Origin of the sequence: Acinetobacter sp. YH12027, assembly GCF_013420085.1 — a bacterium.
In the GTDB taxonomy this organism is placed as follows: domain Bacteria; phylum Pseudomonadota; class Gammaproteobacteria; order Pseudomonadales; family Moraxellaceae; genus Acinetobacter; species Acinetobacter amyesii.
Map to the genome: position 1 here is coordinate 1 of NZ_VOYW01000017.1, position 12,108 is coordinate 12,108.

9 protein-coding genes are annotated in these 12,108 nt (G+C 38.7%); 6 read left to right on the top strand and 3 right to left on the bottom strand.

What is annotated here, in order from left to right:
* Positions 1-277: 277 nt before the first annotated feature.
* From FTT94_RS07860 to FTT94_RS07870, 3 genes are read right to left on the bottom strand one after another with little or no spacing between them, the layout of a single operon-like run.
* Positions 278-2,290 carry a TRAP transporter permease gene (locus tag FTT94_RS07860; RefSeq protein WP_168379309.1) on the bottom strand — a complete coding sequence of 671 codons (2,013 nt, stop codon included), beginning with the start codon at positions 2,288-2,290 and terminating at the stop codon, positions 278-280.
* The gene (locus FTT94_RS07865; protein ID WP_227591861.1) at positions 2,287-2,781 is read right to left on the bottom strand and encodes a DUF1850 domain-containing protein; all 495 of its coding nucleotides are present in this window, start codon (positions 2,779-2,781) and stop codon (positions 2,287-2,289) included. The genes FTT94_RS07860 and FTT94_RS07865 overlap by 4 nt, the downstream gene beginning before the upstream one ends.
* Positions 2,759-3,766: a TAXI family TRAP transporter solute-binding subunit gene (locus FTT94_RS07870; protein WP_180170558.1), complete on the bottom strand. Its 1,008-nt coding sequence runs from the start codon at positions 3,764-3,766 to the stop codon at positions 2,759-2,761. Before FTT94_RS07870 ends, FTT94_RS07865 begins: the two co-directional genes overlap by 23 nt.
* A 436-nt stretch (positions 3,767-4,202) precedes the next feature.
* On the opposite strand from FTT94_RS07870, the gene FTT94_RS07875 reads away from it, so the two are divergent.
* The 6 genes from FTT94_RS07875 to FTT94_RS07900 all read left to right on the top strand — a co-directional run bounded on the left by FTT94_RS07875 (position 4,203) and on the right by FTT94_RS07900 (position 12,053).
* Positions 4,203-4,796, top strand: a complete 594-nt coding sequence (locus FTT94_RS07875) for a LysE family translocator (protein ID WP_078192265.1) — start codon at positions 4,203-4,205, stop codon at positions 4,794-4,796.
* A gap of 112 nt (positions 4,797-4,908) precedes the next feature.
* Entirely contained in the window at positions 4,909-5,478 is a 570-nt protein-coding gene (gene dcd, locus FTT94_RS07880) for a dCTP deaminase (protein ID WP_005008040.1), read from the top strand.
* A 245-nt stretch (positions 5,479-5,723) separates the two neighbouring features.
* Positions 5,724-7,784, top strand: a complete 2,061-nt coding sequence (locus FTT94_RS07885) for a hypothetical protein (protein ID WP_180170559.1) — start codon at positions 5,724-5,726, stop codon at positions 7,782-7,784.
* A 10-nt stretch (positions 7,785-7,794) separates the two neighbouring features.
* Positions 7,795-8,484, top strand: a complete 690-nt coding sequence (locus FTT94_RS07890; protein WP_180064934.1) for a hypothetical protein — start codon at positions 7,795-7,797, stop codon at positions 8,482-8,484.
* A gap of 30 nt (positions 8,485-8,514) precedes the next feature.
* Positions 8,515-10,695 (top strand): DUF6160 family protein, encoded by a 2,181-nt coding sequence (locus FTT94_RS07895; RefSeq protein WP_180170560.1) that lies wholly within the window; start codon positions 8,515-8,517, stop codon positions 10,693-10,695.
* Positions 10,696-10,745: 50 nt separating this feature from the next.
* The gene (locus FTT94_RS07900) at positions 10,746-12,053 is read left to right on the top strand and encodes a hypothetical protein (protein ID WP_180009837.1); all 1,308 of its coding nucleotides are present in this window, start codon (positions 10,746-10,748) and stop codon (positions 12,051-12,053) included.
* The last annotated feature ends 55 nt before the right edge of the window (positions 12,054-12,108 follow it).

Genomic DNA, 12,108 nt, shown 5'->3' on the forward strand with positions numbered 1-12,108 from the left:
GATTCATATTAAGCTTTACGAGGGCGTTGTATCGTCTGACGAGACGTGTATCAAGATGGGAGATATTAAATTGAAGAGCATGCTCTTCAATTTAACCCAAAACTTGGGATTTGTGTAGATACCTATGGTTACAAGGGGCTTAGCATTGAAAAAATATAGAGGAACAAATAATTTTAAATATTATTTGAAGTCATTAAAACCCACCCATCAAATGAGGGTACGCCTTAGTCTAAGAAATTAAAAAGCCCGGTAATTACCGGGCTTTTTAATTGGTTTTTTAGGAGGAAAGAGACGGGTTTGCTTTACGTTTAGCAGTGATAATATTCACCGTAATTGCGATGATGACCATGATAATGCCTACAATATCTGTAATGGTTTCTGGAATAATCATACACAGCGCACCCACACCTAAAAAAATACGCCAGAACCAGTTGAGATAAGTCTTGAAATAACCTTCAACTGCGGAGCCTAAAGCGAGAATTCCTATCACTGAAGTGACAGTAATACTCGCTATAGTTGTCCATGCAGGAAAGGCAAATTCTCGAGCATTGACTGCAACATTGGTGGTATCAATCATCAGCATGGCAGGGTTATAAACGAATAAAAATGGAACAATAAAACCAGCAAGAGAGAGTTTTAAGGCCTGAAACCCAGTGCGCATTGGATCACCGCCTGCAATTCCTGCACCAGCAAAGGCGGCAAGGGCAACTGGTGGGGTGATGTTTGCAAATAAACCAAAATAGAACACAAACATATGCGCGACTAATACAGGAATATCAAAGTTTGCGAGTGCTGGTGCTGCCATAGTGGCAGTAATGATATAGGCCGGAATAGATGGAAGCCCCATGCCTAAAATCATCGATGCAATCATGGTCAAAAATAAAGTTAGAAAGAGACTACCTGCACCTAAACTCATAATTGAAGAAGTCATTACTGAACCAAAACTTGTCAGACTTACTACGCCGATAATAATACCAACGACAGCACAAGCAGCCATCACAGATAATGATTGTTTGGCTCCATCAACGAGCGCATCTAAAATATCTTTTACGCCCATTCGTGTTGATTTTCTTATAGCTGCTACAAAGATGGTCAGGACGATGGTGTAGACAGCAGCATAGCTCACAGGAATATTTTGAAATAAGAAAAAGACCAGTGCCAAAATTGGAATAAGTAAATGTCCACGCTCTTTTAGAACTTCTTTTACTTTTGGTAAATCAGCTTTAGGTACGCCTTTCAGATCATCTTTACCCGCACGGAAATGAACTTGAGCCATGACGCCAAGGTAATACAATAAAGCAGGTAATAAGGCGGCTAGTGCAATTGTGCCATAACTCACGCCAGTTGTTTCGGCCATAATGAAGGCACTCGCACCCATGACTGGTGGCAAAATTTGTCCACCAACGGATGCACTGGCTTCAACGGCACCAGCAAAATTCTTGTGATAACCAATCTTTTTCATCAATGGAATAGTAAATGAGCCTGTACCAACAACATTGGCAACAGCAGTGCCATTAATACTGCCCATAAATCCACTTGAAATTACAGCAACTTTGGCAGGCCCACCTTGTTTATGTCCAGCCAGCGCCATGGCAAGATCATTGAACAATTTCCCCATACCTGATTTTGCAAGAAAAGCACCAAAAAGGATAAATAAGAAAATAAAAGTGACGGATGCACCAATTGCCGAAGAATATAAGCCTTCGGTTTTTAAATACATATGTCCGAAAATGTCGCTGATGGTATAAGGGCGAGTAATTAATCGATCTGGCAACCAATCAAAGTGACTGATAAATGTATAGGTCAGGAAAATTAAACTTAAAATGGGCAGCATCCACCCCATGACCCGGCGAGTTGCTTCTATGACTAATACCACACTCATAATTGCAAACGCGATATCTAAGGTATTTGGAATACCACCTCGAGTGGTCATAATAGATTGATATTCTTTCCATAAATATAAAAAACTGAAGATGGAAAGCAAAGCCAAGAACCAATCGAGAAGTGAAATATGCTGTCGGGAGCTTGTTTGACGAGCTGGATAGAGTAAAAAAATGAGTGCTAGGCCAATAGCGACATGGGCTGCACGCTGTATTAACTCAGGTAAAGGATTAAACGTAATAAATAAATGAAATAATGAATAAAAGATCGCTACAAATGCAACAAAGTAGGTAACAGATTTGCTCATATTGATTCGAGTAACAGATTCCCGATCAAATTTTTCTAATATGGCTTGTTGTTGTTTCTCATCGAGTTGTTCTAATACAACTTTATCTTCTTTGGAATTCATAGGCATTCTCCAATCCACCAAGACTTCCATTTGGGTTGATATTGAACCGAGATGTTGACCAAACTATAGTCTGGGTAACTTTGAAAAATAGACCAAATTTTTTGGTCAGCGAGGATCGTGCCTTGCATATTTCTAGAAATCACCCAGTTGATTTCATCTATATTTTGATTGACCCGCATTCTAATCACACCATTTTTTTGAAACTCAATGGGATAATTTGAGGGTGTACCTGCACCAAATGAAATCAAATCGGTGTGGCGCAGTAAAAACTTATTCTTTTGACGCTGATATTGTTCAGACCAAGCCGTCTTTTCTACTGAATGCTTCCACTGTAAATCAAATTGATCAGTTGAAATTTTGCATATATCAGTTTCAACTCTAACCTGCGTATACAGTGTTGGATAGCTAGCATAGATTAAGAAGAACAATATAAAAAATGCAGTATAAACTGCATTTTTTTGAAGCTTATTATTTTTTAGCCACTTCATCATAGTAGCGTTTCGCGCCTGGATGTAGAGGCGCTACAAGGCCTTGTTGAGCACCTTCAAGCGTGATTTCTGTTGCTGCTTGGTGTGAAGTTGCCAATTGAGGCAAACTGTCAAAGAAAGTTTTTGTTAGTTTGTAGACATCATCATCCGATATATCTGTGCGAACAACTAATGCATTTTTAATTGCGGCAGTTTGAATGTCCGCAGTATTGCCATATGTGCCTTTTGGAATAATCATCGGTAAGAAATAACTTTGATCTTTAGCTATTTCTTTGACTTTATCTGCATTGATTGAAACTAACTGTAGATCAAAGCTTTGTTGAAGTTCCATGAGTGATGAATTTGGAATGCCACTAGTCAGGAATGCTGCATCAAGCTTGCCACCTTTTAAAGCATCAGCGGCTTCAGCATAGCCTAAATAATCAACTTTAATATCTTTATAGGTGATTCCAAAACCATTCAACAGTGTGCGTGCATTTACTTCTACACCTGAATTTTGTGCACCCACAGCGATACGTTTACCTTTCAAATCTTCGATATTTTTGATCCCTGATTTTTTAGAGGTTACGATTTGTACGTAGTTTGGATAAAGCGCTGCGACTTGGCTGACATTCTCAACTTTACCATTTGCGAAACTTCCTGCTCCGTTCAGTGCTTCTGTTAAGCTGTCACTCATAACAAATGCCATTTCAACTTTATTCTGTTTGAGAAGGTTTAAGTTTTCGACTGATGCACCTGTAGTCTGAGTCTTAGAATTTACACCAAAAGTTTTGTTATAAATTTCTGCAAGACTCGTCCCAATCACATTGTAAGGTCCTGATGCTCCGCCAGTTGCAATGGTTACGAACTTGGTTTGAAGTTTGTCAGATGTAGCATTTTCTGCGCTTTTTCCTTCCGTGGTATTTTTTGAAGTAGATTGATCATTTGAGCAAGCAGTAATACACGCCAAAGTAACCGAGAGTAACGTGAGTTTTGTCCATTGGTTCATAGAAACGTCCTTTTACACATAAATTTTGAATATTGATTTGATGAGTTTTAATTTTAATTTCCACTACTCAATTGAACATAACTTAATCAATTATTTTTGAAAAGTATTTTTTTTTGATTTTTTAGTCTCCAATAAATAATGGTTATGCGTAAGAATGGCATGGAGCTATATCGTTTATTTTAATAATATTTTGTTACGTGTAAAAACTGTAGGGTATACATGGAATCATGTGAAATTTCTTTTATAAATATAAGTTCAAGATATTTCTTTGAATTGTAAGGTGCTCTGAATGACTGTTCAGCTAAGGTTTTGTTTTTCTATTTAAGTTACTGAATTTATAATTAAATAAGGAGTTTTTTATAAGCATTTCTATTTTTTATTTTGCTAATACGAAACAACTGAATTAATCTTCGCGGATTAAGTTTGAGGTCAAAGTATGATTTCATGGTTTTTTATTGGTCTAGTTATCAGTATTTTGTTAACGCCAGGACCAACCAATACCTTACTCGCATCTTCGGGTATTCAAGTTGGGCTACGTAAATCATTCCGACTCATTCCAGCGGAAGCCTTTGGTTATCTTATTTCGATTAGCCTATGGGGTTTTCTCATTGGTAAAATTTCCGTACATCTGCCTTTACTGCCGACCATTTTAAAACTGTTTAGTGCTGGCTATATTCTATTTTTGGCTATGCGATTATGGCGTACAGCAACTGTTGCTGAAAATTTTAATCAAAAGGGCATTCGTGCACGCGAACTCTTTGTTGCGACGTTATTAAATCCTAAAGCACTATTATTTGCATCTGCGATTTTTCCTGCATTGGCTTGGCAAAATGCGCAGTATTATGTAGCTCACATGCTGATCTTTTTGTTGTTGATCGTTCCTATTGCATTTTTTTGGACCTTCCTTGGTTCAGTTTTGGCATCGAATAAAATTAGTTGGCTCAATCAAGCCAATTTACAACGAACAGCATCGCTAGTCTTGGTTAGTTTTTCGATACCACTGAGTTATTCTGCGATTTTAAAACTTTAAATTGATTTGAAAATGACTAAATCCGCTTAGTTCGGCAAAGCTTATTTTCATTAAGTTGGATTTCAGTTAAAGTACCACGCAATAATTGATTTAAGTTTTTGGATAGAGATAAATGGCTATTAAGTCTGATCGTTGGATTCGCGAAATGAGCGAAAAACACGGCATGATTGAACCGTATGCAGAAAACCAAGTCCGTTATGATGAAAATGGCGAAAAGCTTATTTCGTATGGCGTGTCGAGCTATGGTTATGACGTGCGCTGTGCTCGTGAATTTAAAGTCTTTACCAATGTTCATTCAGCAATTGTTGACCCTAAAAACTTTGACGATAAAAGCTTTATTGATATCGAATCAGACGTTTGTATCATTCCGCCAAACTCGTTTGCACTAGCACGTACAGTCGAATATTTCCGTATTCCACGTAATGTGTTAACCGTTTGTTTGGGTAAATCAACCTATGCTCGCTGCGGTATTATTGTCAATGTGACGCCTCTTGAACCAGAGTGGGAAGGTCACGTGACTTTAGAATTTTCGAATACAACCAACTTGCCTGCACGTATTTACGCGGGTGAAGGTGTCGCACAAATGTTGTTCTTTGAATCAGACGAAGTGTGTGAAACCTCTTATAAAGACCGTGGTGGTAAATACCAAGGTCAAACCGGTGTGACTTTACCGAAAGCTTAATCCTTCGGATTTAGTTTAAAAAAAGCGGGCGAATTAGCCCGCTTTTTTGTTGGGTCATTCATCGGAAAATAGACCATTCGGTGGGGAAGTTTTTGCAATTGAGTAATTATTCAGCATAATAAAAAGTTAAGTGACTGGTCTATCACAAGTCTCCATTTAAGGAATAAATGGACAATAACATCAAAGCCAGTTCTCAGGAATAAATATAAGAGAGATGCAGAGCATCTGATAAAAGGAAGGTCGAGATGACTCAATTCACCCAGGCTAAGTTATTCCGCCAGAGTTGCTTAGCAGCCGCAGTCAGCATGTTTGCTGCACCATCTGTTTATGCGCTTCAAGATTTATCAGATGAAGCACTTTCAGCCACAACGGGTGAAGGTGTTGCACTCACTTTAGAAAATTTCAAAATGGTCTTTCAAGGGCCAAATGACCGTTCTACGGCTTCTAGTTATGCGTCTGGTATGGTTGATCCTGGGAAAAACGATACAGGTTTTATTCGGATTATTCCTACAGGTGAAAACTATGAACAATTAGGGCAGCGTGCTTACGATAAAATCTACAAAGCAGCTTATGTTGATGCTTATCAGCAAGGCCGAGTTACGGGCTATAACGGTGTTTATGACTCAACTTTTATAAGTTCTAAAAGCACTTATGAGACCAATAATGCTACACGAGTAACCAATGAAACCATCGCAACATATTCAACAGAATATCGTGGCCGATTAGTACAGTCTTATCTTGAATCACCAACGATGAAGGCATATTATGATCAGCGTTATGCAGATTATTATAATGGTTCATCGGCTGGCTTACCTTTTGAAAACGATGGCACAACGAAAGAATCAATTACACCGTTGTTAAAAGAAAAGTCTCAAGCTGCCGCTTTAAAAAATACCTATGAGATGATTGAGTTACTATACGGTAACAATAGTACGGGTAATTTACCTACTGGGTCTACGTTTTATAAAAATTATGTCTCAGGAAAAATTACACGTTCAAATCTTATTGATCCAACAAAAGATGCTCAGTTAAATGCCAAAGCTGCAGAAACCCTCAATCAGTTGGCAACGGACTATGCCAAGCTTGAAGCTCAAAAGGCGAGTGATTCAGCATTAGCAACGGTGAAGAAAAATGCTGAAATTACAGCAAAACAAATTGCCTCGACTGCGACCGTATCGAGTCTCAGATCGAAAGCAGATGTATTTATATATGGCTTAGCCCTGTCCAACAGTAAAGATAAAAATGGCAAAAGTTCATTAGCAACACGCTATACCGATCAAGGGTTTAATTGGGGCACAGCTGAAAATCCATGGCTTTTCCATGCGGGAAATCAAGATGTTGAACAATTTGCGGCAAATAATAAAGGAAATGTTGGTTACTTAGCCATTGAGGCACCATTAAAGAAAATTGCAGCAGATGATGCATCTAACAATATCAAACTTGGTTTGTGGATGGATGTATTTTCACGGTCTTTGAATTCAAGTAATGTTGTTGATCCGATTACCGGTGCGCCGACCAGTGGCTTGGATAAAGACTATCGTTTACGTACTCAAATTGTTGCGAATGGTTTGAGCTTCAATGGTTCACAAGTTCGAATTTTTCAAACCCTAAAATCAACCAATACCAATTACAACCAAACCTTGGGTTTAGCCAGTCTAATTCGTATTAACACCAACGATCGTGCTGAATCACTCAGTATTAATGATAGTGATTTGGATGCACGTGGTATACGTATTAGTACAGCTGCGCGCTCTGAACTGGATGATGGTACTGCAGCGACACCCGCTATGGATCGTTCTGTCGCTCCGATTTTCCATGAAACGGAAGGTCTATACTTATATAGCCCAAACATCAATTTAGTTTTAGGCAATATGTATCAGCCCTTTATTGTGGGGTCGGAAGGTCGAAATATTATTTTGGAAGTAACACGTATACCTAACGTGCCTTCAATTTACAGTAAAATTTATACCTACTATACAGATATCGCTGGTAATACCACAGGTACATCGGGTTTAACTGCTGCAGACTTTAAAGGTTCAACCTGTAATGTCTATAGTTGTGGCACGGAGTTAAAAGCAAACTCTTCAGATGCGACAGCACTATATCAAGGACGTAATGCAACACACAGTAGCATTGCGATCGGTACAGTAGAGCGCTTGCCTGGTAATCTGTTGAATGCAAAAAGTACGGATACTGCGACAGGTGTGGTGTTTAAAGGTGTCAATGGACAAAGCACGAATTTAGGATCTGTTGCCATAGATGGCGTATTGATTCAGCACTTAAAAATAAGAACAACAGGGCTGTAGGAGAAATCACATGTATAAAATTTTATGCGCTGTTGTTTGTGCTGCACTGACACAAACTCATGCAGGTTTAGTGTCTATGGATAATAGGGAACTTACCGCTGCAACCGGTCAAGGCGGTGCAGATCTCAGTTGGACGCTTTCATTAAACCATCAATACGCCAATGATATGTCGAAAAACAACATTTCTATCATGGATGCGAATGGTAAAACTACTCAGGCTTTTTATGGATATCAATGTTCATCCAATGAGTTTTGTCGCTTAGCTCTTGCACCCAATAATCATGTGGATGCAAATGGTAATAAGAAATGGTTGGTGTTTAAACAGTTTCAAGGAACGTTACAGATCGATCAATTTTCACTAGATGGTGTGACGATTATCAATCGTGAAGGTAATCCACAAACGGCTATGCAGTTGACATTTTATGATAATAAACCATTAAAAATTAGAAATTTAGGTTTTGCTACCTTGGCAGTAGAAACAGGTACGACAGGTAAGGAGGGGTATGAAAATACCAGTACTTATACGACCTATACTGAAAAGAAAGCGGACGGAACGACAACAACTTTAGCAGTACCTGATTTTGATCGTGGTGCAGAACAAGGATTTATGGGTGTTAATGTGCATGGCAATATGCATATGAGTGGAAAGTTAAACATCTTCAGTTTTAACTGCACTGGAAATGGTGCAGGTCGCTGTTAATCAGCTGTGACTGAATATAAGGATATAGTGATGAAAAAAATAACAACTTTAACGGCACTCGCAACCAGTATTTTACTTGCTCAACACACCTATGCTTTTGAAGCAATGACCGACGAAAGCTTGGGTGCAGTTACTGGCCAAGATGGTATTTCGATTACCCATGAAGTTTCTAGAGTCAAAGTCGATCAATTAAATTGGGTTGACCCAACCGACCAAAATAAGATGAAAATGGGTTTGCACAATGTGCAAATAGATGGTGTTGGGCAAAGCACCATTACATCAAAATTAGATTTTGATGTTGGGACTACGGATGCTGGTGTAGGCATGCGTATAGCTGCGAGTGTCAGCCCATTTACGGCTGTTGCACAAAATATTATGTTGCTGTGTCAAGGAACAACGTGCCAAACGCCTACACAAAATTTAGGTTCACTTACGATTGCAACATCTTCACCTTTAAAAGTATTACTTGAAACCAGCAATGGTCTATTTAACCGTAATGATACGGCGTATATGGAATTTCAATTGCAAAATGCCAGTATTAGTCATGGTATGAATGGACATAGCGTAACCTTAAAGGACTTTAACTTTAACTTTGCTGGTTCAGGTTATATGTATGTTGCAGCTGATGAAGGCATTGTTCTCACCACAAAATCCACAGGGAGCAAAGATCATACGGTCAATTTGGGGCGGGTCAAGGACACATCAGATGTGCATAGCTCACGTAGCGATGCCACAAACCCCGGCGTTAATATCGATCTACGTTACGGTACCGATGGTGGTGCACAGCGCAATTTAATTCGTATGGGAGTATCGGGTGCTGTCACTAATGCACGAGTGGCCTTAAATGCCAATCAAGACGGAATTAAAGATTTTGGTCTAGCAACGAAAGCTTCAGGATATGAGTCTGTTGGTTCAGGTGGTTTACATTTAGGAGTGCGCGCGGATTTTACTTCAAAGGATGATCCGAGTCTTGTTGCAGGTCAAGCACCGACAACCTTAGAAATTGGCCATACGGGTATTGGTAGTTATGCCATTGAATTTTCTAATTTAACGTCTTTAGTTGCTGATAAAAATGCCTATATTGATTTTGGCGATATTTATATCAATACCATTCAAGCCAAAAGCCTTGATTTTCTGGTAAATGATAAATTAAAAGCGACATTAGGCTTAACCAATAATGTTTTAACCCAGAATCTGTCAAATCAAACGGCGGGTGGAAATTTTGCACTTGTGGCGATTCGTGGTATGGATTTTCAGTCCATCGCGCGTACCGCACGATTTATTTCTGATAACTCAATTGCTGCAATTGCAAGTAATGACAACAGTTGGGGGATTGGTATCCCGATTTATAATATGAATGCCAATGTTGCATTATCAGAGAAAAAATACAGTTATAAAAATGCGGCTGAAAAATCAGGTATTGGCTATAACCTTGTAATGAGCACAGATGGTTATGGTGTTGATAAAAAAACAGGAACACCAAGTACAACTTCCATTATTTTGATTGATGGTAAAAAAGGTATTAATGGTCAAGAAGTCAATTATTATGCAGGCTTACGAAACATCAATGCCCTTATTCAATCTGATGGTGTGATTGGTTATGAAAATGATGGCATCTATGTACGTGCAGATAATTTATTGATTGCAGCTAATGCCGAGTTAGCGATTGGTCAACTTCCGGGTTCAACCTATAACTGTGCGACTACAGCTTCTGCCAAATGTGGGACTACAGTACCTTTAGATAATTTCTCTAAACGTGATGATGTGTTGACGAATATTGCGTTTAAACTTGATGGTAAAGGTGAGCTATTTATAGTACCGGGCCTAAATGACAGTGCAGAAAATAATTATTTATCTTTTCGTGGAAGCTTTGAATTTAAAGCATTAACAGATGCTGAAAAGAAAGATCAAAAAGTTATGGGAAGCTATTTAAGTTTGATGAATGAAGATGTAAATGCCAGCGGTGTCGTTTCAGCTTCAAGTATCAATATTAATAAAATGCAGGGCGATCTAGGTTTTGATGCTCGAATTAAAATGAAACAAGATTCGGTAGAGTTTGATAATCAGGTGAAATTCAATCCAACCAATAATATGTCTAAAGCGTTTCGTGCAGAAGTTTCGATGTTAACAAATGGCAATATGCAAAAGATGGCGGATATTGCCCTAACAGGTGGAACAATGCGAAGTACGATGGGGATTACTCCACGCTAGTAAAATTAAATCAATAACAAATAAATAAAATAACGAACAGGGAATTTGTTATGAAAAAGAAGTTAATCAGAGGTTTGATCTTCTCGACATTTGCGATGAGTAGCTTATCTCATGCAATGATGGCTTTAGATGATGAAAGCTTATCAAAAGTTGATGGTCAAGCATTACTCTCCATGGAATATACGCAGGGGTATAATTCTGTGGATGAGAGTGGACAAGCCGTAGACCAATCCAATGTCGGCTTTTATAAGCTTGGTTTAGAAGCTGAAATGGAGCTCAATGCCAATATTAAAAAGCTGCAATTGGGTTGTGGTGGTGCAAATGGCTCAGGTGCTTGTGATATTGATATCGATCATATTTCATTGAGTGGATTGCCTGTAAATAGCAATTATACGTCTGATGAACGTGCGGCAACTTCTGCTTTGTTGACCAATCCTTTTATCGAAATTGCAATTAAAGATCCCAAATCAGCTGCAACTCGTGAAGTGATGGGCTTTCGTCTGAGCGCTGAAAAAATTTCTGGGTTAATGACATTAGGTACAGAAAATAGTAATACACCCAATGGTATCAACACCTTTAGTGGGTATATGAAAACCAAAGCGTCTGCGGGTGTTGCAACAACTGCCGAGCGTGTGATGGACTATGCTTCTACGCAGCAATACATTGAAGGGGCTGTTAAGGGGACATTATTTGGTGCTGAAGTTGATCTACCGCTTCACTACAAATCAGATAATTATTCCTTTAATTTAAAATCAACCACAGCACCTTTTACAATTCCAGCCACTGTCGTGAGCGGGAATAGAATTAAGGATAATATTGCGGTATTAAAAGGCACAGGTACAGTTGATCGTCTAGATTTTAGTGGTCCATTAGAAGCTCAGATCTCTCTACTTGGGTTAAATATTAATTTGAATAAAGACGTAACAGGCTATCTTACTGGACTACAAACCGATATTACGGTAAATCAAAGTTTAGGTTTGATCCATGCACTTTATCTAAATAACCCTGCTTCGTTATCCTTACAAGCTCAAAAAATACTCTGGCCTGGTGCTGCAGTTGCAGCAGAAAGAGGGTGGTGGCTGGCGATGGAAGATGAGGTCGATTTGGGGAGTATTACACCTTCAGATAAAGTGGCGATTACGGATGAAGTGTTGAAACAAACGATCGCTGGAATTAACCATGACTTAAGTACCAATGTTCGTAATTGTGGAGATTTAATCTTTGGTTGTGTTGCAGGTTCGGCTTTAGATGTTAAAGAAATTAAAAACCCGTCATTAATTGATTTCCCATTAAACAATTTAAAACTTTCTGGACAGGAGTTTCGTTCTAACTGCTTCGGCGGGCTGAAATTCTGTTAAGGCTTAAAGTATTTAATATAAAAAAATCCCGCACTTAGCGGGATTTTTTTATATT